This window comes from Nonomuraea sp. NPDC049400 (assembly GCF_044466425.1).
Taxonomy (GTDB): domain Bacteria; phylum Actinomycetota; class Actinomycetes; order Streptosporangiales; family Streptosporangiaceae; genus Nonomuraea.
In genome coordinates this window covers 1-22910 of sequence record NZ_JBITMP010000005.1, presented here as the reverse complement: position 1 = coordinate 22910, position 22910 = coordinate 1, and the positions used below count along the sequence as shown (strand labels likewise).

Genomic DNA, 22910 nt, shown 5'->3' with positions numbered 1-22910 from the left:
AACGGGGGATTCGGCCGGTTGGTTCCAAGGGTCGGGGTCACCCCTGACTTGTCCCTGATTCAACCCTGCCTCGCCTGCAATCCGCTTAAAGGATCTCTTACCGTTGCAGACATGGGACGAATTCTGCTGATTGTCGCGGCGATCGTGGCCGCGCTCGTACTCCTCGGCCCCCTCGTGGGCTTCGCCCTCACGCTGCTCAAGTGGGGCCTCATCATCGGCGCCGTGGCGTTCGGCGCCATGCTCCTGACGAAGTGGGCCAGAAGAACATAGCTTCCTGCGGCATCCGCGGGCATAGTTGGGTGATGGAGGCGCGGCCGGCGGTCGACGATGCCGCGCTCGGGCGCGAGGCGCTGGCCGTGCTCGAGGCGAACTGGACGGGCAGTGGCACCGTGCCCGCGCCAGGTCTCTATCCGCACCAATGGAGCTGGGACTCCGCGTTCGTCGTCATCGGCCTGGCCAGGCACCGGCCCGAGCGGGCCCGCGACGAGCTGCTCAGCCTGCTGCGGGGGCAGTGGGCCACCGGAATGCTGCCGCACATCGTCTTCCACACGCGCGAGGCGTACTTCCCCGGTCCCTCCGTGTGGCGCTCGCAGGAGCACGCTGCCGCGCCACACGTGCTCACCTCGGGGCTCACCTCACCACCGCTGCACGCGCTGGCCCTGTGGTGGCTCTACCGGCACACCGGCGACGTCGCCTTCGTCAGGAAGACCTACCCGGCGCTGGTCGCCCAGCACGCCTACCTGGCCACGGCCCGCGACCTCGGCGGCGCGGGCCTGGCCGCGATCGTGCACCCCTGGGAGTCGGGCATGGACGACAGCCCCTCCTGGGACGACGCGCTGGCCGCACTGCCCGTGATCAGGTACGGCTACCGCAACGTCGAGCTGGAGGAGCGCCACCCGGACAGCGACCACGACCGATACGTCTGGCTCGCCATGCGTTACCGGGACGCCGGATACCGGGCCGAGTACCTGCGGGACGAGCACCCGTTCGCGATCGAGGACCCGATGTTCAACGGGATCTGGCTGGCCTCCTGCCAGGCCCTGGCCGAGCTGGCGCCCCTGGTGGGCGCCGACCCCGTGCCCCACGTCGAGCAGGCCGACCGCATCAGGCAGGCCATGCTCGACCGCCTCTGGGACGGCTGCTTCTACGCCCGCGACCTGCGGACCGACCGGCTGATCCGGGTGTGCACGGTGGGCGCCTTCGGGCCGCTGCTGGATCCGGGGCTGCCCAGCGACCGCCTGCAGGCGGCCGTGGAGGTGCTGGAGTCGGCCAGGTTCATGGGGGCCACCGGCTATCCGGTGCCGAGCTGCGAGATCCGCGCCGCCCAGTTCGACCGTACGCGCTACTGGCGCGGCCCCTCCTGGGTGAACACCAACTGGCTGCTGCGCAGGGCCGCGGCCGTGCACTCGCTCGACCAGCTCGGCCAGCAGCTCACCAACTGCACGCTGCGCCTGGTGCGGCAGGCCGGCTTCCGCGAGTGCTTCGACCCCTTCGACGGCAGCGGGCGCGGGTGCAGGGACTTCTCGTGGAGTGCGGCGCTCACCCTCGATCTGCTCGCCGATAACGTGGTGGAATGAGCTTTTTCCGCCGCCTGCCCGCCGATGTGCGCAAGTCCCTGGACACCGAGCCGGGGGAGCGGGTGCTGACCTTCGCCGCCGGCGCGGCCTCCGGCTACGTGGTCGCCACGAACCTCGCCCTCTACCTGACGGACGGGACGCGGCTGCCGTACGAGGAGATCGACAAGGCGTCGTGGGACGAACAGGGCGTGCGGGTGCTCACCATGGACGGCGCGTGGCACGTCGCGCAGGTCTCCGAGCCGCGGCTGGTGCCCGAGACCGTGCGGGAGCGCGTCAACTCCACGATCGTGGTCAACAAGCACGTCAAGCTGCCGGGGAGGGGCGGCGTGCGGCTGGTGGCCAGGCGCCGGCCCGGCGGGGAGGTGCTCGGCTGGACCTTCGTCTTCGACGACGGCCTCGACCCCGCGGACCCCGGCCTGCGCGCGCAGGCCGAACAGGCCCTTGAGGGGCTGCGGCGCAGCATGGGCGTCTGAGGCGCCCATGCTCCGCGCGTGAGATCAGTACGGGATGCCGCTCTCGCGGGCCTTCCTGTCCACGATGTCCTCATCCGGCCATCCCGTGCCCGTGTCCGGCTTGTGCCGGTCGGAGCTGAGGAAGGGGATGCGGTGCTGCAGCGTGTCACCCACTCTCGACCTCGCCATCCCCGCCAGCTTCGACGCCTGCGCGCCCACCACCCCGGCGGCCTCCTGGACCCGTGGGTTGTCGGCCACGCGCTGCGCCGTCCGCCTGATCTGCTCGTACCGTTCGCGACCCGCCCGGCTGCCCAGCACGTAGCCGATCGCCAGACCAGCAGCGAATGTCATCCGATAACGCATCTTGCACCTCCGCTGTCTCCGGCCCTACCCCGCTTACGATGCGACACGCACTCCAGGAGTGCGCTAATCTATTCCTGCGCACGGCGAAGGGGCCCAAGCCCCGGCGAAGTGCGCAGATGCACGATCCCGCGTAGCTCAACGGCAGAGCAGCCGGCTGTTAACCGGCAGGTTATAGGTTCGAGTCCTATCGCGGGAGCTCTGGTAGAGCTGAGAAGCACACGGTTCAGGCCCCCTTCCTAGATCAAGGATAGGGGGCCTGAGTCGTTTCGAGAGCCCGCTACCCGGATCGGTCTGCCGTTGCCGAAGACAGCGTCCATGCTCTCGGCCTCATGGACGATGACGGGCCTGATCTGATGCCGGTAGACGGCTGGCGTGGTTTCAGGCGTCGAGTGCTGATGATATTCCGCCTTCCTTGATCGCTGACGATGCAGTCCTGCAGGGCTGGGTCCGCGGCCTTTGCATGCCTGAGGGGATCCCGTGTTAGATTCTGGGCATACGTCCAAGACGAATGCCCAGGGCGATCGACCAGGAGTGTGAACGATGAGTGCGACGGCGGCGGAACGGGGACGCGAGGCGCGTCAGCGGCTGCTGGGTGTGGCGGCCGAGCTGATCGCGGAGCGAGGCTGGTCGGCGGTCAGCACCCGGATGCTGGCCGAGCGGGCCGGGGTGGCCCCTGGCGTGGTGCACTATCACTTCGCCTCGGTGCAGGCACTGCTGGCCGAGGCCGCGCTCGGCGTGATGCGCGCGCTGATCGAACAGCTCGGCGCGGGACTGGAACAGGCGCACACGCCCGACGAAGCGCTCAAGCTGATGGTGGGTTTCCTGAAGGACTATGACGGGCGGGATCCGACCTCGCTGCTGTTCGCCGAGACGTATCTGGCCGCCGGCCGTGACGAAGGCCTGCGCCGCTCACTGGGTGAAGTCGTCGCCGAGTTCCGGCGGCGGTTGGCCGACCGGCTGGCCGAGCACGGGCTGGCCGCACCCGAGGCGACCGCCGCGGTGCTGGCTGCCGCAATCGACGGCATCATGCTGCACCGCGCGCTCGGCCCAGGTCCGGACGCCGCGGACCTGACAACCGTCCTGGACCGGCTCATCACGCCCGCCGGCTTCGGACGCCCGTCCGCGCGCGAAAGGACTGCCGACACCCCATGAAAGTGGTCATCTGCGGGGCAGGCATCGCCGGACTGGCCCTGGCCCAGCGCCTCGATGCCTTCGGGGTCGAGGTCGTGGTCGTGGAAAAGGCGCCAGGCCCTCGTACTCAGGGCTACATGATCGACTTCTTCGGTCCCGGCTACGACGCCGCCGAGGCCATGGGCGTGCTGCCGCGCATCCGCGAGCTGGGATACCACGTCGAGGAGATGACCTACCGGGATCACCACGGCCGCCGGCGCTCCCGCATGCGCTTCGCCCAGTTCGCCAAGATCGTGAACGGCCGGCTGGTCAGCATCATGCGCCCCGACCTGGAACGTGCTCTGCGCGAACACCTCCCTGACCGGGTCGATGTGCGCCACGCCACCAAGCTCACCGGCATCGACAACCGCACCGACGGCGTCACCGTCACGCTGAGCGACGACAGCACAATCGAAGCCGACCTCCTGGTGGGCGCTGACGGCATCCACTCCACCGTTCGCAGCCAGGTTTTCGGACCCGAGCCGGAGTTCCTGCGCTATCTGGGATTCCACACCGCCGCATACTCGTTCGACGACGCCGACATCCACGCCCAGGTAGCCGGACAGTTCTGCTTGACGGATACCGTCAACCGGCAGATGGGCTTCTACGCGCTGCGGGACCAGCGTGTGGCGGTCTTCACCGTGCATCGCACACCCGACCCCGCACTGCCGGCCGATCCACGCGCGGCGATCCGCCACGAATACGCGGCCCTCGGCTGGGCCGCACCGCGTGCCTTGGACGCCTGCCCGCCACCAGAGCAGGTTTACTACGATCAGGTCGCCCAGATCGACATGCCGACCTGGAGCCGGGACCGCGTCGTGCTCATCGGCGATGCCGCCCACGCGGTGTCCCTGCTGGCCGGCCAGGGCGCGTCCTTGGGCATCACCGGCGCCTATGTCCTGGCAGAGCACCTGTCCCGCACCGACACCATCGAGACCGCGCTGCGACGCTATGAGCAGACGCTGCGACCGGTGGTCACCGACAGGCAGCAGGCAGCCCGCAACGGGACGCGCTGGTTCATCCCCGCCACCACTCGCCAGCTTCGCCTCCGGCGGGCAGCCCTCAAGCTCGCCCGGTTCCCGGTCATCGACCGGTACGTGGCCGCTGCCCTGGTCGGCAAATCCACCGCCGTCATCACCAACCTGCACACGACCAGTCGGCAGGCGCCCCTCACCAACGCCACGTGATCCCCAGACCCTCCGCCCACGCCGTACCTGAAGATCACTTCGGCTGTCTTAAGCCCCGCTTCAGGTGCGGCGGGCCACCCTCGGGCTGTCTTATCGACTCGGGGAAGGAGACCCCATGTTCAAGCGACGCGCCGCCGTGGTCGTCACGGCCGCCGTGCTCGGGCTGGCCGCAATGGCCGGATCCGCGCTGGCCGACGACGGCTCGCTCAAGGTGCGCGACGACGGGCCGGCCAAGGTGCACGACGACGGGCCGGTCAGGGCGCACGTCGAGCCGGGCTTCCGCGGCGGCAGGCTGACCTGCCGGCTGCGTGACGGCAAGGTCGTCAAGTTCTCCAAGGCGAAGGTGGCCGAGCTCATCGACGAGGAGTTCATCGACCGTGAGCTCGCCGAGCCCGTCACCGTTGACGGCGTGACGACCGTGCCCGCCGACCGGCTGTCGATCAGCGTTCCGGCCAGGGAACTGCCGCGCAAGGTCAAGCTGGGCAAGCGCTGGCACCGCGGCCGCGTCGTCCACCTCACCTGCGTGTGGGACGACCGCGTGGGCCGGTAGCCCTCTGCGTCGCGCCCCTGGGCCGTCCCAGGGGCGCGGCGGCGTCACAGGGGCGGGAAGTTGGGTGGGCGGCGCTCCAGGAAGCTCGAGACGCCCTCCGCGAAGTCCGGACGGCCGAAGGAGGCGACCATCTCCTGGACGGCCGTCGCGGTGGAGGCCTCCAGGGTGGCGTTCCAGTCGTGCCACACCTGCCGCTTGATCACCGCCATCGACGCGGGAGAGCTGTAGGCCGCCAGTTCCCGCGCGTACGCCTGAGCCTCCGAAACCACCGACTCGCCCGTCACCGCCCGGTTCACCAGCCCCAGCTCGTACGCCTCGGCCCCGGTGAACACCCGTCCGGACAGCAGGATGTCCATGGCCCGCTGCTGCCCCATGATCCTGGGCAGCACCCAGGACAGCCCGTACTCCGCGATCAGCCCGCGACGCGGGAAGGCCGTGGTCCACTTGGCGTCCGCGGCCGTGAAGACGAGGTCGCAGACCAGAGCGTGCACCATGCCCAGCCCGGCGCAGGCCCCGTTGACTGCGGCGATGATCGGCTTGCCGATGGTCGTCGGGAACGTGTTCGGCCGGGGGTCGGGCTCCTCGTCATATGAGCCGCTCCTGATCGCGGCCAGCGCCTTGAAGTCCGCCCCCGAGCAGAACCCCTTGCCCGCGCCCGTGACCACCACGGCCCGCACCTCCGGGTCCTTCTCCGCCTCCGCCAGCAGGTCGAAGTAGCGCCGCCCCATGGCGACCGTCCACGCGTTCAGCGTGTCGGGCCGGTTGAAGGTCAGCGTGAGTACGCCCTGGTCGAGGGCTGAGAGCACGAGTTCTGCCATGCCCTAACCGAACCATGTTCTGGGCGGGGAAGGCAAGGATCGATCAACGGTGGTGGACGAAGGCGGGGGTGAGGACGCTGGTGTCGTAGTAGCGGTGGAAGACCGGGGTGACGCTGCCCGACAGCGGTGGCACGATCCACGACCAGTCGGCAGGGCAGACACGCCCGGCCTGCTCCTCGCGGGCCAAATGGGTGAGGAAGCGGCGCGACTCGGTGTGGTGGTCGGTCATCGTGACGCCCGCCCGCTCGAACGAGTACAGCACCGCCACGTTCAGCTCCACCAGCGCGTGGTCGCGCCACAGTGTCCGCTCGGTGGAGGTGTCCAGGCCCAGCCGGTCGGCGACCACCTCGAGCTGGTCGTACCTGCCGGTGTCGGCGAGGTTGCGGGCGCCGATCTCGGTGCCCATGTACCAGCCGTTGAAGGGCGCGCACGGGTAGCAGATGCCGCCGATCTCCAGGCACATATCCGAAATAGCCGGTACGGCGTGCCAGCGCAGGCCCAGCTCCTCGAACCACGGGTATTCGGGGTGAACCAGCGGCACCTCCAGCACGGCGTCCCCTGGCAGGTTGCACAGGAGCGGATCACCCATGCTCGGCTGGATGATCACTGGCAGCACGTCGAACCGCCCGAACCTGCCGGACCAGCCCAGCGCCTTGGCCATCTCGGTGAGCTCCACGTTGCGCGGGTCGCCGACGATGCTCCCGTCGCGGTTGCGGTAGCCCGCGTACCGGACGAGCTGGTCGTTCAGTATCCGTGGCCCTGGGCGGGCGGGCGTGTCGGGGGCCAGGACGGTGACGGTGGGCCTGATCTTGCCGTTCCCGGTGGCCTCGCGCAGGTGGGCGACGCACTCGAGGGCCACCCCCTCGGCTGTGGTCACCTGCCGGCGGTCACGTACCTTCAGCGAGCGCCAGTAGAGCCGCCCGATGCACCGGTTGCTGTTGCGCCAGGCCACCCGGGCGCCGAACTCCAGCTCCTCGTACGTGTGCGTGTAGGTCCCGTGGCGGGCCACATCTCTGGCGACGTCGCGCAGGCGGGCGTTCATGCCTCCGGCTTTGGGGTTCTCGTCGTGGAAGAGCCTGATGAAACGCTCCGCCTCGCGAAGGTCGGTGGTTCGCTCGAGCACCGCCTGTACGGCGAGGGCATCGAAAGGACGCAGGTTCGTAATCCAGGTACGCACGCGGCAACCAGCACTTCTCCGTCATCGGATCGCCCCGCCGATTCCGGGTCGGCGGCACGGTCCTGGTGGCGGCGCCCTCTCCTCGCCACCGTCATCACGACTTACCCGCGGCTACCGGCCCCTGATGACCGATAGCCCCATCTTTACTCGCGGCCGGTCCTTTGTCCCGCCAAACCGGGAAATGCACGCGCGCCCTGACACCTCGCCCCACACGTCCGACGGCATCGGCCGTCCTCCGCCGCCGTACATGGCTGAGCACCGTCCAGGGCGCCGGGCTCCGCCACACACCGTCCCGCCGACGCGGCGCTCGGTGGGTGCCGAGGGTGTGACGGGTGGCGGATGGCGGGTGGCGCCTCAGGTCGGGAGGCGTCCCACGTCGCGGGGCGCCTCAGGTCGCGGGGCGTCCAACGTTGCGGGTCGCCTCACGTCACGGGGTGGCTCACACCAGGCGGTGGGCGCCGGGGGCGGGGGTGGCGGGGAGGAAGCGGGGGGACTGGAAGCCGTGCTCGGCGAACGCGTTCGACACCGACTCCTCGACACTGGACAGGCGGTCCACCGGCACCAGGGCGATGGCGGAGCCGCCGAAGCCGCCGCCCGTCATCCGGGCGCCCCGCGCCCCGCCCCGGATGGCGGCATCCACTGCCACGTCCAGCTCCGGCGACGACACCTCGTACTGGTCACGGAGCGACAGGTGGGAGGCGTTCAGGATGGCGCCGATCTCGGTGACGGCTCCGGCGCGCAGGAGGCCGATGAGGGCCTCCACGCGGTGGTTCTCCGTGACCACGTGCATCGTGCGCTTGCGCTCGTCCCCCTGCAGCTGGTCGAGGGCCGCCGCCAGGTCCGTGACGTCGCGCAGGGCGGGAACGCCGAGCTTGCGGGCCGCCGACTCGCACTCCGCGCGGCGCTTGGCGTACTCGCCGCTCGCGTGCTCGTGGTGCGCCTGCGTGTCGATGATGAGCATGCTCAGCCCGTGGGAGGCCAGGTCGAGCGGGATGTTCCTGGAGCCGAGTGAGCGGCAGTCGAGGAACAGCGCGTGGCCCTCCTTGCCCAGCGCCGAGGCGGCCTGGTCCATGATGCCGCAGGGCATGCCGACGAAGTCGTTCTCGGCCTTCTGGCTGAGCAGGGCGATCTCCATGGGTGTCATGCCCAGGTCGTGCAGGTCGTTGAGCGCCGAGGCGACGGCCACCTCGAGGGCGGCGCTGGAGCTGAGGCCCGCGCCGGCCGGGACGTCGCCGTCGATGGCGATGTCCGCGCCCGGCACCCGGTCGCCCAGCATGGCGAGGACGCCGACGACGTAGCGGGTCCAGCCCTTCGATTCCTCGTGGCTCGCGATGGTGACGGGCTCGCCGGAGGACTGGAGGGACAGGAGCCGGATGGTCCGGTCCGCGCGCGGGGTGATCGCGGCCGTGACGCCCCACGGCACGGCGAAGGGGAGTACGAAGCCGTCGTTGTAGTCGGTGTGCTCGCCGATCAGATTGACCCGGCCGGGCGCACGCCAGACGGTCTGCGGGGACGTACCGTAGGCGGTAGCAAAAGCTTCAACAACGCGCATAATCGAACACTCCTCAACAAAGGCCCGACCGTAGACTAGCGCCATGGAGGAACTCCCGAATCCAGGGCCTGGGCAGGTCCGGGTGTTCCTGGTGCACGACGACAACAAACCGCGCAAACTCAAGTACAACCTGGGCCATTCCCGGCTGCTGACCTTCGGCGGCGCGTACTCCAACCACATCAGGGCCGTGGCCGAGGCGGGGCGGCGGCACGGGATCGAGACCATCGGGGTCATCCGGGGCGAGGAGCATCTGCCGCTGAACCCGTCGCTCGCCCACGCGAGGGCGTGCGGGATGACCCTCACTTATATGGACAGGGCCACCTACCGGCTCAAGCACACCGAGCCCGTGCTGGCCGGGCTGCGGGCGCGGTGGGGGGACGACGTGCTGATCCTGCCCGAGGGCGGGAGCAACGCGGCGGCCGTGCGCGGGTGCGCCGAGCTGCCGGGGGAGATCACCGAGGAGTACGACGTCATCTGCTGCCCGGTCGGGACCGGCGGGACGCTGGCCGGGATCTCTGCCGGGCTGCCGGAGGGCAAGCGGGCGATCGGGTTCGCGGTGCTGAAGGGGGCGGGGTTCCTCGCCGGCGAGGTGGCCAGGCTCCAGCGCGAGGCGTACGGGCGCACCTGGTCGAACTGGGAGATCCGCCTGGACTATCACTTCGGCGGATACGCCAAATCAACACCCGCCTTGGACGCATTTATCGCGAAATATCGGGTCGAGGGCATCTACGTGGCCAAGATGCTCTACGGGATCCTGGATCTCGCACGGCAAGGCGCCTTCCCCCAAGGCACCCGCATCGCCGCTGTGATCACCGGTCAGCCCTCCACGCCCGTGGCCGTGTGAGGCGCCCCGACCGGCTTCGACTCGGGCGAGCCCCGCTGCCGCAGGTAGATCGAGAGCACGACCATCGACAGCACCGCCAGCAGCTCCGACTGCCAGTTCTGCAGCGTGCGGTCCCAGAACTCGGGCGAGGTCACGTACGACCACCAGGACACCGGATCGCGTAGGTCACCGAGCCGCTCCGAGTTGTACGACGCCTGCCCCGCCACCGACTGCGCCAGCCACGACAGCACGAAGGCGGCGCCCATCACCAGCCCCAGCGAGTTGCTGAACAGCCACAGCCTCAGCCCGCCGACCCTGGCCCACCGGGGGGACCCGGAGCCGGCATGCGCCCCGATCCGCTGCTTCTCGTCGGACTCCGACCCTGCCTGGTCCACCTTCTTCGACTCGGGCGACCCCTTCTGCACGAGCCAGACGGTCAGCATGATGAACAGGAAGAACTGCAGGTACTCCGACTGCCAGTTCTCCGCCACGTCCACCGCGAACGAGGACGACGTCACGTACTGCAGGAACGAGACCTGCTCGGCGCCCTCGGCCAGCTGCTGGTCGTTGTACTGCAGCAGCCCGGCCACCGCCTGCCCGCCCAGCGCCAGGAAGAACATGATCATGAACGCGAGGGCCAGAGAGTTCTCCTTGAGCCACCTCACAGCCGCGACCACCCCACCGCGAAGAAGAACGCCAGGCCGACCACGATGATCAACATGGTCAGCGTGAACATCACGCGCATCAGTCCTCCACCTCGCACTCGTAGGGAAGGTCAGCCACGGGCTCGCACCCGGCGGCCCTGACCCGCCAGCCGTCGGAGAAACGGTGCAGGAAGAGCGTGTCGCCGGCCAGCCGTACCTGCGCGTCCTCGCCCCACACGCTGACGGATGTGACGGAGCCGCCAGGACCGAGCCCCACCTCGCGCAGCGCCTCGGCGCAGCTCTGGCCGGGGTCGGGGAGCTTCTCGGCAGTCTTGCGCGTGAGCATCGCGCACGCGGCGTCCTCGCGGTGCGCGGAGACGGCCGCGTGGAAGCGCTCGGCCGCCTGTGCCGGAGCGGCCATGTCCGGGGCGCAGCCGGCGGCGAGCGCGAGCGCCGGCACCACGATGAGCAGGGTCCTCATGGATCTCTGCTACCCGCGGATCAAGGGCGCATGCTAGCCGCCGAGCTGGTCGAGCACCGGTGACACCAGCGCGTTGAGCTCGCGGGTCAGCACCACGACCGCCCGGTGCGCGCGCTGCTCGACCTCGTCGTGCGGCCCCTCGGGCTCGGGCGGCAGGTCGTCGAGGGGCACGGGCGCCTCCAGCAGCAGGGTGGTCCGCAGGAACGGGTGCCTGGCCAGGTCCTGCTGGGTCGGCTCGACGTACTGGCCGAAGGTCTCCTGCCAGCCCAGCCACCCGCGGTCGCGCCACCAGGCCCGCGACCGGGTCAGCTCCTCGGGCAGCGGCGAGACCACCCTGACCCGCGCGTAGAGCGAGCCGTCCCAGGTGTTGCGGTGGCAGGTCGCGTCCAGGATGCGCCGGTCCCACCGCACGTAGCCGGGGGTCAGCGACGGCGGCGTGGCCAGTCGCCACGCCGCGCACGCGAACCTGACGGGCGCGATGTCGCCCCACTCGAACTCTTCGAGGTTCTTGCGGACGTGTACGGCATAGCGCCCGTCACGGTCTCTGTCGAACTCTTGATCGATCCAGAACGCTCTGCCCATGGGGACTACGCTACGGCCTCCCCTGCCTCCCGGTGCGAGGGAGCGCCGTTGCCCGGACCCGCGACGGCTTTCCGGCGGCAGAGGCGAGATCTTCGAATGCCCTGTGACAGAGGTGGCAGATGTGTAGCTTTTTCACATTGTTGGATGACTTTGGAGTGAGCGATGGCGTCAGAACAGCTCGACGCGGCCATGAGCTACTGGAAAACGGGAGATCTCGATGCGGCCGCCGCGCTGTTCAGGCAGATCGCGGCCACGGGGGATCCGGAAGCGTCCCATCTGCTGGCCGGGCTGCTGCAGGAGCAGGGGGACCTGGACGGCGCCGAGGCGGCGCACAGGTCGGTGATCCAGTCGGGCGACCCGGTGTTCGGGCAGCGCTCGGCCATCGCCATGGGGATGATGCTGGTCGACGCCGAGGAGTGGCCCGCGGCGCACCGGGTGCTGACGATCGCGTCGGACGGGGCCGACTTCGAGGTGGCCGCGCTCGCCGACACGGCGCTGGTGCTGGTGCTCACGCAGCTGGGCGACGCGGAGGGCGCGCAGGCGGCGCTGGCGCGGGCGCGCAGGTGCGACAGTTCCGCCGTGGCGGAGCTGGCCGACCAGCTGGAGCTGCCCGCGTTCCACCAGGACCCGGCCTCGGCTCGCGACCTCTATGAGGAGGCGGAGGACGAGGACGACTACCGGGCGCTGCTGACCTGCGGCGATCCGGACGTGGTGGCGTTGTCGGCGTTCCGGCTGTACCAGATCTACGCGGAAGAAGGGGAGTTCGAGCAGGCCAGGGAGGTGTGCGAGCACGCCATCGCCGTCGGGCACCCCGACCACCTGACCATGGCGCACAAGCTGCTCGGCGCCGTGCTGGTGGACCTGGGCGAGTACGCCGAGTCCGCCGCCGCCTACCGCGTGGCCGCCGAGGACCCAAGACCGGAGATCCGGCTGCCCTCGCTGATCGAGCTGGCCAAGGTGACCGCGTCGCTCGGCGACGAGGAGGAGACGAAGGCGATCTTCCGCCGGGTGGTCGCCAGCGGCCAGCGCGAGTACGTCGTGCAGGCCCAGGCGTGCCTGGCCCAGATGCACACAGAGGCGGGCGAGCCGGCCGAGGCGCTGGCCGCGCTGCGTGCCGTGCTGGAGGCGGGGGAGGACGAGTGGGCCCCGATCTGCGTCACGATGCTCGGCCTGCTGCTCGACCAGCATCCGGAGGCGTACGACGAGGCCCTGGAGCTGGCGCGGTTCGCGGCCGAGCACGAGGACCCCGACACCGCGTTCAAGGCGGCGCTGCTGCTGGAGCACGCGGCCAGGCAGCAGCCGCTGCCCGACCCCGTCGACGAGCAGGCGCTCCAGGACACCGACGAGGGGCTGGCCCGCATGAAGGCCGGCGACCTCGCCGAGGCCAGGCGGCTGCTGCGCGGGGCCGTCGACTCGGGCGCGCCGACGCAGTCGCTCAGGGCCATGGTGACGCTGGCCCAGCTGGAGATCGGCGAGGGCGACCGGGAGCAGGCCGACGAGCTGCTGGCGTACGTGGCCGAGGGCGACGCCCTGCTCCAGGGCTTCAACGCGGCCTTCCTGCTGCACCTGCTGCGCGAGTCGGGCGAGCAGCCGCATCCCGTGCTGCAGGCCATCCTCGACCACCAGCGGCTGGGCAGGGAGGAGGGCCTGGTCCGCTACCACGCGACCATGGAACATCCGGATCCGGCCGTCGCCGCGATCGGCACCGCCGTGTTCGCGCAGGTGCTGGCCTCGATCGGGTACGACGTGTCGGAGGCGGCCAAGCTGTTCCAGTCGGCGGCCGACTCCGGGGACCCGCTGGCGCTGTCGTACACGGCCCTGATCTGCAAGGAAGTGCTGTCCGACGAGGACGAGGCGGTCGCGCTGCTGCGCCGGGCCAGGGCGGAGGGCCATCCGGTGCTGGCGCCGTGGGTGGGGTACGCGCTCGGCGGCCTCGTCATGGAGCACGACCTGGCCGAGGCGCGGGCCGCGTACACGACGGCTCTGGAGAGCGACAACCGCGGGCTGTGGATGGAGGCGGCAGGCCAGCTGTTCACGGTGTACGACCGGCAGGGCGACCTGCTGGCGATCTGCCGGATGCAGGAGAGGCGCATCCAGGACGAGGACACCGAGGACGGTCGCGGGCGCAATGCCTGGCTGCTCGGGCTGCACCGGGTCAAGGTCGACGATCTCGCCGCCGCGCGGGCGGCCTTCGAGCTGGCCAGGGCGGAGCCGGAGGGGTTGGGGCGATTCGCCCGGTGCCTGCTCGACCGGGACTTCGAGGGCGCGGCGGTGGCGTTCGAGGAGGTCGGCGACGAGGGCAACGTTCTCATGTCGAGCATGCTGGCCATGGCGACCGCGCACGCCTGGCAGCGGCGCGGCGAGATCGCCGCCGCCGACGGGGCGCTCTCGCTGGTGCTCGCCGCCGGCCACCCCAGCTACCGGCAGGAAGCGGGGTGCTACCTCGGCGCGCTGCGTAACGAAGCGGGCGACAAGCGCGGGGCGCTGGAGGCGTGGGAACAGGTCGCGGACGGCGACAACGAGCGGCTGGCCGCCATGACGCGGTGGGACATCGGGCGGGTGCGGCAGGAGCTCGGGCTGCTTGACGAGGCGGCCGCGGCCTACCGGGCGGCGCTCGAGGGGCTCGACGACAGGCGCAGGAAGGACGCGACCGTGCGGCTCGCCGAGGTGCTCGTGGCGCTCGGCGCGACGGACGAGGCGGGGGAGCTGCTGGCCGGGGAGTTCGGCGAGGCGGGACGGCTCCAGCTCGTGTGCGTGCTGCGCGACCACGGTGACCTGACCGCGGCCCTGTCCCTTCTCACCCGGGACTCCCAGGACGCGTGGGAGGCGCAGCTGCTCGGTGAGCTGCTCGCCAGGACCGGCGACGCGGCGGGGGCGCGGGAGGCGTTCGAGCGGGCCGTGGCCGCCGACCCGGCGTCCGCGTCCGGCACGCTGGTCGCGGCCGGCAGGCTGCTGGCCGAGGCGGGCGACGCCGAGTACGCCCGCTCCGCTTACGAGCGGGTCGTCGCGCTGGACGACGACGAATGGTTCACGGCCGTCGCCCGGGTCCGGCTCGGCACGGCCTCGGCCAAGGAACGCGGATGGGTGCTGGCCGACGACGGGGACCGGCAGGGCGCGGTCGCGGCGCTGACCGAGTTCGCCGGGTCGGAGCTGATGGCCGAGGTGCTGCTCGCGCTCAACGACGACGACGCCCGGAGCGTGCGCCGCCTGCTCGCCGCCGCGGACCCGGAGGCCCGGCGGGAACCCCTCGCCGAGACCCTCGAGCGGGCTCGCGGGCTGGACGATCACCGTGTGGCCGCGGCACTCTGCCGGATCGTCATCGAGCTGGGCGAGCCCGCCCTCGCCGCGCAGGCCGCGCTGGACCTCGGCGTGATCCACGCCGAGCGCGACGACCACTGCCAGGCCGAACTGGCCACCCTCCCCGCCACCGAGCACCCGGAGACGGCCGCGAACGCCTGGCAGAACATCGCCATCGTCCGCCACCGCCGCGGCGACCTCGATGGGGCGATCGAGGCCGCGCGTGCCGCGATGCCCGCCACCGCCGTCGTGCTGGCAGACCTGCTCAACACGCGGGGCGACAGTGCGGGCGTACGCGAGGCGCTGACCGCCGGGGCGGCGGCCGGTGACCTCGAGAGCCTGCGCCACCTGCTCGCCCACCTGCTCATGGAGCAGGACCACGACGCCGTGGCCAAGGAGGCCGAGCAGGCCGTCGGGACCGGCGACCCCGAGACGGTGTCGATGGGCTACTGGGCGTGGGGCGACGCGTACAAGGCCCGGGGCGACCTGGAGAACGCGGCCCGCATGTTCGGGCGGGGCGTGGACACCGGCTTCCCCGCCACCGAGGCGGGCATCCGGGTGGACCTGGCCAAGGCCATGCGAGAGCTGGGCGACGCGGCCGGGGCCGAGCGGGAGGTGCGGCTTGCCATGGAGTCCGGCGTGCCGGACGCGGTGGAGCGGGGCGGCCTGCAGCTCGGCCTCTGGCTGCATGAGGAGGGCGACCAGCTCGGCGCCGCGCGGGCGTTCGCCGCCGCCGCGGGCGCCGGATCCGACCTGGCGACGAACAACCTCCGCGTGCTCGCCCACCAGGCCGCCGACCGCGGCGAGCACGCCCTGGCCGTGCAGGTCCTTCAGCTGATGGGCGACGAGGCCGGCGGCGTGGCGCGCGAGCTGGCCGGGCAGTGCGAGGACCCGGCGGCCGTACGGGCCTACCACGAGCTGACCGGGCGAGGGCCGTTCACGGAGCTGGAGATCGCCGACCGGCTGGCCGAGCTGGGCCGGACGGCCGAGGCGCGGGCGCTCTACGAGCGCCTCAGCGAGCACGACGACCCGGACGTACGGTTCGTCGCCGGTGGCAGGCTCCTGGACCTGCTCGACGGCGAAGGGGACGACGACGCGTTCTTCGACCTGGCCGAGCGGGCGGCGGCCGACGCCGACAGCCCCATCCGGGGCGTGTTCGGGAGCCTGCTCGGCATGCTGCAGAGCAACCGGGGCGACATGGAGGCGTCGCTGGACACGCTCAGGGAGGCGGCCGCCGGCGGCGCGCCCATCGCGCTGTCCACGCTCGCGCAGACGCTGGTCGAGGCTGGGAAGGTGGACGAGGGGCGGGAGGCGTACCTGCGGGTGCTCGACGCGGGCGACGCCGACCTCGCCGCCCGCGCCATGATCGCGCTCGGGCAGACGTACCACGAGGAGGACGAGGCGCGGGCCCGATCGTGGTACCTGCGAGGGGTCGAGGAGGGCGAGGGGCACATCAGCGCGCTCGCCGCGATGTACCTGGGCGCGCTGGCCAAGCGGAACCGGGACTTCCCCGAGGCGCTCACCTGGTACCAGCGGGTCATCGACGCGGGGGACACGGAGTCGGGGCTGGCCGCGGCGCACCTCGGCGAGCTGTGCTACTGGCTCGGCGACCGCGACGGGGCCCTGCGCTACTACGAGCTGACGCTGGGACTGACCGAGCAGGCCGACCTCGTGGCCGAGGCCGCCTGCCGGCTGGGCGAGATCCGGTACGAGCGAGGCGACCTGGAGCGGGCCCGGCAGTTGCTGATGACCGCCGTGTCGACCGGCGACCCCTCGTTCGCGCCGTCAGCGGAGTCGTTGCTGGCGAAGCTCGGGTGAACTTGCTCTTAATTAAATGACCAATTAGTCTCACCTAGTCAAACAAATGGGGTGAGACTGGCATGGTCAGGGCAGGACGGCCCCCACAGGATCCGGCGCGCCGGCTGGAGCGGGCGCACCGGATCCTCGACGCCGCCACCGAGCTGGTTCTGCGCTGGGGCTACGACAAGACCACGATCGACGACGTGTCCAAGCGGGCAGGTGTCGCCAAGGGCACCATCTACCTGCACTGGAAGACACGCGACGACCTCTTCGCCGCGCTGCTGCGCCGCGAGCGCGTGCGCATGCTCGCCGACGTGCGCGCCCGCGGCCCGGCCACGCTGAGCGGGCTGTACGGCGAGTTCGCCCGCGCCCTGCTCGGCCGGCCGCTGCTCAGCGCGTTCATGCGGGGCGACTCCGAGGTGCTCGGCAAGTTCGCCCGCCAGAAACAGCAGGCCGGGAGCCCGCCGGGGCTGGAGGAGCCCCTGGACGCGTACGTGGCCGAGCTGGTCAAGCGCGGCGCGGTGCGCGAGGAGATGGGGGACCACGTCCGGGTCGCCAACTCCGTCCTGTACGGCTTCCTGTTCCTGCCGGACCGGCGGCCCGACGAGCCGCGGCCGTCCGACGACCGGATCGCGGAGCTGGTCGCCGACACCATCGAGCGGGCCATGAGCACGGGCCGCACCCTGTCCGGCGACGACGCCGACGCCGTCGCCCGGGCCACCCTCGACCTCCTCGACGCCGTGGAGGAGATCGCTCAGCGGAGGCTGGCGGCCTCCATGGGCGATTCGAAGAGCTCAAGGAGCGTATGACGTGAAGGCCGTACTCCCTCTCGACGACGCGGCGGCCGACCTCGCGACCGTGGGCGGCAAGGGCGCGTCGCTGGCCAGGCTGACCAGGGCCGGGCTGTCCGTTCCAGGCGGTTTCCACATCACGACCGAGGCCTACCGGGCGTTCGTGTCGGCGTTCCGCGACGAGATCCCGCACGCTCAGGACGCGCGGCGGCTGTTCGCCGAGCACGACATGCCCGCCGAGATCGCCGCGGACATCCGCCGGGCGTACGAGGCGCTCGGCGACGACGTGCCGGTGGCCGTGCGCTCGTCGGCCACCGCCGAGGACCTGCCGGACATGTCGTTCGCCGGCCAGCAGGACACCTATCTCAACGTCAGAGGCGACGCCCTGCTGGACGCGGTCAAGCGCTGCTGGGCCTCGCTGTGGAACCCGCGCGCCATCGCCTACCGCGAGCAGAACGGCGTCCCCCACGACGACGTGGCGCTGGCCGTGGTGGTCCAGGAGCTGGTGGACGCGGACGCGGCAGGAATCATGTTCACCGCGAACCCGGTCACCGGCGCCCGCGACGAGACCGTCATCAACGCCTCCTGGGGGCTCGGCGAGGCGGTCGTCGGCGGCCAGGTCACCCCCGACACGATCGTGGTGTCCGGCGGCGCCGTCACCCAGTCGCAGGTCGGCGACAAGACGGTCATGACCGTCCGCACCCCCGACGGCACCCGCGAGCAGCCCGTGCCGGAGGAGCTGCGCGGCAAGGCGGTGCTCGAGGCGGCGCAGGCCGTGGAGCTCGCCGCGCTCGGCACGCGCATCCAGGCCCTGTACGGCACGCCGATGGACGTCGAGTGGGCCAGGCGCGGCAGCGCGTTCGCCGTCGTCCAGGCCCGCCCCATCACCGGCATCAAGCCGCAGGTCGAGGAGTGGAACGACAGCCTCAAGGGCGAATACCTGTGGACCGGCGGCAACCTGGGCGAGGCCATCCCCGACGTGATGACGCCGATCACGTGGTCGCTCGTGCGCCTGTTCATCAACGAGGCGATGTCCGCCTCGACCCTGCCCGGCTTCGACCTGGTCGGCAACATCGGCGGCCGCTTCTACATGAACCTGAGCGTCGTCCACTCCATCGCCGGGGCACTGGGCATGCGCGGCAGGCTGAGCGCGGTCGAGCAGGTCTTCGGCAAGCTGCCGCCGGCGCTGGACGTGCCGCAGGTGCCGGTGTCGCGGTGGGAGATCATCAGACGCGTCCTGCCCATGGCGATCGGCCTCCAGCGCCGCGTACGCCACAACCTCAAGGGCATGCGCGCGTTCCTGGCCACCTCGCAGCGGCGGTGCGAGGAGCTGCGCGCCACGATCGCCGCCACCGGCTCCGACCCCGAACTGGCCGACTTGTGGGAGCGCGAGATCAAGCCCCACATGGTCGCCTCCTGCCGCATGCTCGAGGCCGCCGGCCGCCAGGGCGGCGCCACCCTGGTCTGGACCCGTGACCGGCTGCGCAGGATGATGGGCGAGGTCGACGCCGAGGCCATGCTGACCGGCGTGAACTCCGACGGCGAGCTGGCCAGCCTGGGCCCGGTGATGGGCCTGTCCAGGCTCGCCCGCGGGGAGATCACCAGGGACGAGTTCGCCCGCACGTACGGGCATCGCGGCCCCCACGAGTTCGAGGTGTCGATCCCGCGGCCCGGGGAGGACCCCGGCTGGATCGACGCCCAGCTCGCGGGCCTGCGCGACCTGCGCGCCGGCACCGAGGCACTGCTCGCGCGGCAAGGTAAGGCCAGGGAGGAGGCGTGGGCCCGCTTCGCCGAGCGCCATCCGCGCCAGGAGGCCAGGATGCGCGCCAGGGTCCAGCGCTGGAACGCGGTCGTGCGCGACCGCGAGTCCACCCGCTCGGAGAACATGCGGGCGTTCTGGGTGCTGCGGGCGTTCGCCGTACGGGCGGGGGAGCTGTCGGGCCAGGGCGACGAGGTGTTCTTCCTCTACCTGGACGAGCTGCTGGCGCTGCTGCGCGGCGACCGGTCCGTGCTGGCGAAGGTGCCGGTACGGCGGGCCACCTACGAGCAGTACGCCGCACTGCCGGCCTACCCCGCGCTGATCGTCGGCCACTTCGACCCCGTGCGCTGGGCCGCCGACCCCGACCGGCGCAACGACGTCTACGACGCGCGCGGCGCCGGCGTGCCCGTGAGCGACACCGTGACGGGCTTCCCCGGCGCCCCGGGCATCGTGGAGGGCATCGCCCGCGTGATCTCAGGGCCGGAGGAGGGCGATCGGCTCAAGCCGGGCGAGATCCTCGTCACGACGCTGACGAACGTGGGCTGGACCCCGATGTTCCCGCGTGCCGCCGCCGTGGTGACCGACATGGGCGCACCGCTGTCCCACGCCTCGATCGTGGCGCGCGAGCTGGGCATCCCCGCCGTGGTCGGCACCGGCAACGCCACCATGCGCCTGCACGACGGCGACCGGATCAGGGTGGACGGCGAGCGGGGCACGGTCGAGTTGCTCGGGTGAAAAGACTCCGCCAAGTCGATCGCATTCATCCGCGACGTGCGATGACCTTGATGCCCATGATCGAATGGTGGACTCCGGAGGACGAACGCGAGCTCGAGGCGCGCTGCGCCCGATTCAGGATCGCCAAGCTGGCGCTCGATCGCGGCGGCGAGGGCGAGCTGGACGGGGAGGACGAGCACGACCCGGCGGCGTGACTCCGCCGAGCCGCCGCCGTCCCTCGCCGCGGGCGTCCGCTGGGGATGAGGCCGGCTAGCCGCCGACGTGGATGCCCGGCCGCTTGGCGGGGTCGGGTTCGCCCTTGCGGATGATCTCGCGTACGACCGGCGCCGTGTCGCCGCGCCCGAGGATGAGGTAGCGGAAGAGGTGCATCAGCGGCGAGCCCTCCGCCCACTCGAAGTAGCAGTGCGGCCGGACGCCGGTGGCGTCGCGCAGGGCCAGCAGGACGGCGGCGATGGCGTTGGGCGCCGCGGGGCTCTCCGCGCGCAGCACGCGGTGCCCGTCCACCTCGACGCCGCGCACGTGGAGCGCGTTGCTGAAGTCGGACGGGTCGATGACGTCGACCTCCAGGAAGAGGATGTCGGCCCGCCCGGGGACCGGGTTCATACCGCGCTGCTCGCTCTCCTTGGCCTCGTACTCGGCCTTGTCGCCGCTCTGGCGGCGGTTGGCGATGATGTTGAGCGTGCCGTCGTACTCGATCGAGTCGGCGATGAACCGCCGCGCCGCCTCGTCGAACTCGATCCGGTCCGCCCGCAGCTCGGTCGTGCGGGAGACGCGCGAGACCAGCGAGATGGCGATGACGCCCAGGATGAACAGCGCCGAGATGGCGATGCCGTCCGGCTTCTCCCTGATGTTCTCCGCCAGCGCGTAGAGCAGCACCAGGGTGAGCACGGAGAAGCCCGCGACGGCCCGCCGCTGGCCCTTGCGGATGGCCGAGATCGTCACCGCGAACGCGCCGGAGACCATCATGGCCAGGATGCCCGTGGCGTACGCGCCGGCTTGGGCGTCCACGTCGGCGTCGAACGCGATGGTGAGCATCACGCAGACGCCGGTGTAGACGAGCACCACGGGCCGCACCGCGCGGCCCCAGTCGGGCGCCATGCCGTAGGAGGGCAGGTAGCGCGGCACGATGTTGATCAGGCCGGCCATCGCGGACGCACCGGCGAACCACAGGATGAGGATGGTGCTGATGTCGTACACCGTGCCGAAAACCTCGCCGAGCCGCTCGTGCGCGAGGTACGCGAGCGCCCTGCCGTTGGCCTCGCCGCCCGGCTTGAACTGCTCGGCGGGGATGAGCACCGTGGTCACGAAGCTGGTCGCGATGAGGTAGACGCTCATGATGAGCGCGGCAGACGTCAGCAGCTTGCGCGTGTTGGCGATGCGCGAGCTCAGCCGCCGCTCGGGGGTCTCGCCCTCGGCGGCCACCAGCGGCATCATGCTGACGCCCGTCTCGAACCCCGACAGCCCCAGCACCAGCAGCGGGAAGGCCAGGATGGCGGGTCCGATGAGGCCGCCGAAGCCGCCCGTCCCGCTGGTCAGCGCCTCGGTCCACCGGGAGATCGCGTCAGGGGAGGAGATGACCTCCGTCAGCCCGACGGCGACGACGACGGCGTTCAGGATCAGGAAGACGGCGACGAGCGGGATCGCCACGCCGACCGCTTCGCTGAAGCCGAGCAGGAACACGCCGCCCAGGATCAGCAGCAGCACCACGGTCAGGATGACCTCGTGACCGTGCAGGAAGCTCGGGAAGTACGGGTTCTCCACGACGTGCACGGACGCGTCCGCCGCCGACAGGGTGATCGTGATGATCCACGACGTCGCCACGAACCCCAGCAGCACGAGCACGAACACCTTGCCCCGCCAGAACGGCAGCAGCCGCTCCAGCATCGCCACGGACCCCTGCCCGTGCGGGCTCTCCCGCGCCACCCTCCGGTACATCGGCAGCATGCCGAGCAGCGTCAGCGCCACGATGAGCAGCGTGGCCAGCGGCGACAGCGCCCCGGCCGCCAGGGCGGCGATGCCGGGGAGGTAGGCCAGCGTGGAGAAGTAGTCGACGCCGGTCAGGCACATGACCTTCCACCAGGCCTGCGGCTCCGCGTGCGCCTCGGTCGTCTCGGGGCCCGTCGGCTGCACGCGAAGCTGCAGCAGCCAGCGGGCCAGGGGGTTGGACGGAGGCGCAGGACGAGTCGGGGTCTCCACGACCGCCGGGACCGTAAGCCCACCGGTACCGCTCACCGGATCTTCCTCTCTCAGCAAAGGACGGTGACCACCCTAGGGGGTCGCGCGCAGGACGACGCGGCTGGCGTGACGATTCCGGCCACATCGGCGCGAACCGGCCTCGGCGGGGAGGGCCGTTGGGGCAGGCGGGCGTACCAGGTCGATTCGCCGTAGAGGCTGAACCCCTCCACATCGATCTCGCCGTCCGGGCCGTACAGGCGCCACTGGCCATCGACGCGGGCCAGGCACACGTCGGTGTCGTCCCGCGCATTGATCGGGTCGGCCGCCGCGTCCGCAGCGGCCAGTCCCAGCCGTGGCTCGGCGGCCGGCCGGCCGATCACCTACGCCTGGCGTACCGCCACGTCCCACGCCAGCGGAAACGACCTTGGGACAACTCTTTCCGCAGCGGTGTCGGCGCCTGCCGAGAGGGCGGTCTCAGTCGGTTTTGACCTGGGTGTTCTGGGCGGCGGCGATCTTCCATGCGCCGTCCTGTTTGGCCAGCACGTACAGGGGCCGGCCTTCGGGCACGTCGGGCAGCGGGCGGCCGTCCAGGTCGATCGGTCGCTGGTGGACGTTGACGGCGGCCACGTCGGGGCGGATGAACAGGATGCGGACGACCTCGTAGGAGGCGGTCGAGTCCTTCATCGCTCCGGGCAGCACCTTGTGGGTGAACGCGCTGATCGTCTCCCAGCCCGACAGGCGCATGCCGTGGGCGGTGGTCCAGACGGGGTCCTGCTTGCTGAACAGTTCCATGAACGCATCCGGCAGCTCGTTCTGCTGGGCGTGTTGGACTGCGGCGACCAGCGCGACGATCGCGTCGATGTCGGCCTGCTGGTCGGCGGAGGCGCCGAAGATCTCGATGCTCATGTCGGGCTCCTTGATGTGCTCGGTGTGATCAGGTGGTCGATGTCAGGGAGGGCGGGCTTAGTGGTAGGAGC

General features: G+C 71.1%; 21 protein-coding genes and 1 tRNA gene. 12 read left to right on the top strand and 10 right to left on the bottom strand.

Annotation, left to right across the window (positions count from 1 at the left end; genetic code table 11):
* Positions 1-111: 111 nt before the first annotated feature.
* Genes ACIBVN_RS08185 through ACIBVN_RS08175 form a run of 3 tightly spaced genes read left to right on the top strand, consistent with a single transcriptional unit; the run spans position 112 to position 2050 of the window.
* Positions 112-270: a hypothetical protein gene (locus ACIBVN_RS08185; protein ID WP_397133963.1), complete on the top strand. Its 159-nt coding sequence runs from the start codon at positions 112-114 to the stop codon at positions 268-270.
* Positions 271-302: 32 nt separating this feature from the next.
* Complete coding sequence (locus tag ACIBVN_RS08180) at positions 303-1577, top strand: amylo-alpha-1,6-glucosidase (protein WP_397133961.1); 1275 nt, start codon at positions 303-305, stop codon at positions 1575-1577.
* Positions 1574-2050 carry a hypothetical protein gene (locus tag ACIBVN_RS08175; RefSeq protein ID WP_349455742.1) on the top strand — a complete coding sequence of 159 codons (477 nt, stop codon included), beginning with the start codon at positions 1574-1576 and terminating at the stop codon, positions 2048-2050. Before ACIBVN_RS08180 ends, ACIBVN_RS08175 begins: the two co-directional genes overlap by 4 nt.
* Before the next feature lie 24 nt (positions 2051-2074).
* Here ACIBVN_RS08175 and ACIBVN_RS08170 read toward each other — a convergent pair whose 3' ends face one another.
* Positions 2075-2392 (bottom strand): YtxH domain-containing protein, encoded by a 318-nt coding sequence (locus tag ACIBVN_RS08170; RefSeq protein ID WP_397133959.1) that lies wholly within the window; start codon positions 2390-2392, stop codon positions 2075-2077.
* A 124-nt stretch (positions 2393-2516) separates the two neighbouring features.
* Here ACIBVN_RS08170 and ACIBVN_RS08165 point away from each other — a divergent pair.
* From ACIBVN_RS08165 to ACIBVN_RS08150, 4 genes are all read left to right on the top strand, one after another.
* Positions 2517-2588: transfer RNA gene (locus ACIBVN_RS08165), tRNA-Asn, on the top strand.
* Positions 2589-2932: 344 nt separating this feature from the next.
* A complete protein-coding gene (locus ACIBVN_RS08160; protein WP_397133957.1) occupies positions 2933-3544 on the top strand; it encodes a TetR/AcrR family transcriptional regulator in 612 nt (203 codons plus the stop codon).
* The gene (locus ACIBVN_RS08155) at positions 3541-4749 is read left to right on the top strand and encodes an FAD-dependent monooxygenase (protein WP_397133955.1); all 1209 of its coding nucleotides are present in this window, start codon (positions 3541-3543) and stop codon (positions 4747-4749) included. The genes ACIBVN_RS08160 and ACIBVN_RS08155 overlap by 4 nt, the downstream gene beginning before the upstream one ends.
* Positions 4750-4864: 115 nt before the next feature.
* Positions 4865-5299: a hypothetical protein gene (locus ACIBVN_RS08150; protein ID WP_397133953.1), complete on the top strand. Its 435-nt coding sequence runs from the start codon at positions 4865-4867 to the stop codon at positions 5297-5299.
* A 44-nt stretch (positions 5300-5343) separates the two neighbouring features.
* On the opposite strand, the gene ACIBVN_RS08145 is transcribed toward ACIBVN_RS08150, so the two are convergent.
* The 3 genes from ACIBVN_RS08145 to galK all read right to left on the bottom strand — a co-directional run bounded on the left by ACIBVN_RS08145 (position 5344) and on the right by galK (position 8846).
* Positions 5344-6117, bottom strand: a complete 774-nt coding sequence (locus ACIBVN_RS08145; RefSeq protein WP_397133951.1) for an enoyl-CoA hydratase-related protein — start codon at positions 6115-6117, stop codon at positions 5344-5346.
* 43 nt (positions 6118-6160) lie between these two features.
* Positions 6161-7294: a nitric oxide synthase oxygenase gene (locus tag ACIBVN_RS08140; protein WP_397133949.1), complete on the bottom strand. Its 1134-nt coding sequence runs from the start codon at positions 7292-7294 to the stop codon at positions 6161-6163.
* 439 nt (positions 7295-7733) lie between these two features.
* Entirely contained in the window at positions 7734-8846 is a 1113-nt protein-coding gene (gene galK / locus ACIBVN_RS08135) for a galactokinase (RefSeq protein ID WP_397133947.1), read from the bottom strand.
* A gap of 43 nt (positions 8847-8889) precedes the next feature.
* Between galK and ACIBVN_RS08130 the strand changes: the two genes are divergently transcribed.
* Positions 8890-9690: a 1-aminocyclopropane-1-carboxylate deaminase/D-cysteine desulfhydrase gene (locus tag ACIBVN_RS08130; protein ID WP_397133945.1), complete on the top strand. Its 801-nt coding sequence runs from the start codon at positions 8890-8892 to the stop codon at positions 9688-9690.
* Here the strand turns inward: ACIBVN_RS08130 and ACIBVN_RS08125 are convergent.
* The 3 genes from ACIBVN_RS08125 to ACIBVN_RS08115 form a co-directional block, all read right to left on the bottom strand.
* Positions 9663-10334, bottom strand: a complete 672-nt coding sequence (locus ACIBVN_RS08125) for a DUF6766 family protein (protein ID WP_397133943.1) — start codon at positions 10332-10334, stop codon at positions 9663-9665. The genes ACIBVN_RS08130 and ACIBVN_RS08125 overlap by 28 nt on opposite strands.
* A 79-nt stretch (positions 10335-10413) precedes the next feature.
* A complete protein-coding gene (locus tag ACIBVN_RS08120; protein WP_397133941.1) occupies positions 10414-10794 on the bottom strand; it encodes a hypothetical protein in 381 nt (126 codons plus the stop codon).
* Positions 10795-10827: 33 nt separating this feature from the next.
* On the bottom strand, positions 10828-11376 hold the full coding sequence (locus ACIBVN_RS08115) for a hypothetical protein (RefSeq protein ID WP_397133939.1): 549 nt from the start codon (positions 11374-11376) through the stop codon (positions 10828-10830).
* A gap of 162 nt (positions 11377-11538) precedes the next feature.
* Here ACIBVN_RS08115 and ACIBVN_RS08110 point away from each other — a divergent pair, with 162 nt between their 5' ends.
* The 4 genes from ACIBVN_RS08110 to ACIBVN_RS08095 all read left to right on the top strand — a co-directional run bounded on the left by ACIBVN_RS08110 (position 11539) and on the right by ACIBVN_RS08095 (position 19952).
* Positions 11539-16491 carry a tetratricopeptide repeat protein gene (locus ACIBVN_RS08110; RefSeq protein WP_397133937.1) on the top strand — a complete coding sequence of 1651 codons (4953 nt, stop codon included), beginning with the start codon at positions 11539-11541 and terminating at the stop codon, positions 16489-16491.
* Between the two features lie 62 nt (positions 16492-16553).
* Positions 16554-17282, top strand: a complete 729-nt coding sequence (locus ACIBVN_RS08105; protein ID WP_397133935.1) for a TetR/AcrR family transcriptional regulator — start codon at positions 16554-16556, stop codon at positions 17280-17282.
* A gap of 1 nt (position 17283) precedes the next feature.
* A complete protein-coding gene (locus tag ACIBVN_RS08100) occupies positions 17284-19758 on the top strand; it encodes a PEP/pyruvate-binding domain-containing protein (protein ID WP_397133933.1) in 2475 nt (824 codons plus the stop codon).
* Positions 19759-19814: 56 nt separating this feature from the next.
* Positions 19815-19952, top strand: coding sequence for a hypothetical protein (locus tag ACIBVN_RS08095; RefSeq protein WP_397133931.1), 138 nt, complete (start codon positions 19815-19817; stop codon positions 19950-19952).
* A 55-nt stretch (positions 19953-20007) separates the two neighbouring features.
* Here the strand turns inward: ACIBVN_RS08095 and ACIBVN_RS08090 are convergent, their stop codons facing one another.
* The 3 genes from ACIBVN_RS08090 to ACIBVN_RS08080 form a co-directional block, all read right to left on the bottom strand.
* Positions 20008-21990 (bottom strand): amino acid transporter, encoded by a 1983-nt coding sequence (locus ACIBVN_RS08090; RefSeq protein WP_397133929.1) that lies wholly within the window; start codon positions 21988-21990, stop codon positions 20008-20010.
* A gap of 14 nt (positions 21991-22004) precedes the next feature.
* Positions 22005-22313: a hypothetical protein gene (locus ACIBVN_RS08085; RefSeq protein ID WP_397133927.1), complete on the bottom strand. Its 309-nt coding sequence runs from the start codon at positions 22311-22313 to the stop codon at positions 22005-22007.
* Positions 22314-22407: 94 nt separating this feature from the next.
* A complete protein-coding gene (locus tag ACIBVN_RS08080; protein WP_397133925.1) occupies positions 22408-22839 on the bottom strand; it encodes an SgcJ/EcaC family oxidoreductase in 432 nt (143 codons plus the stop codon).
* Positions 22840-22910: the final 71 nt, after the last annotated feature.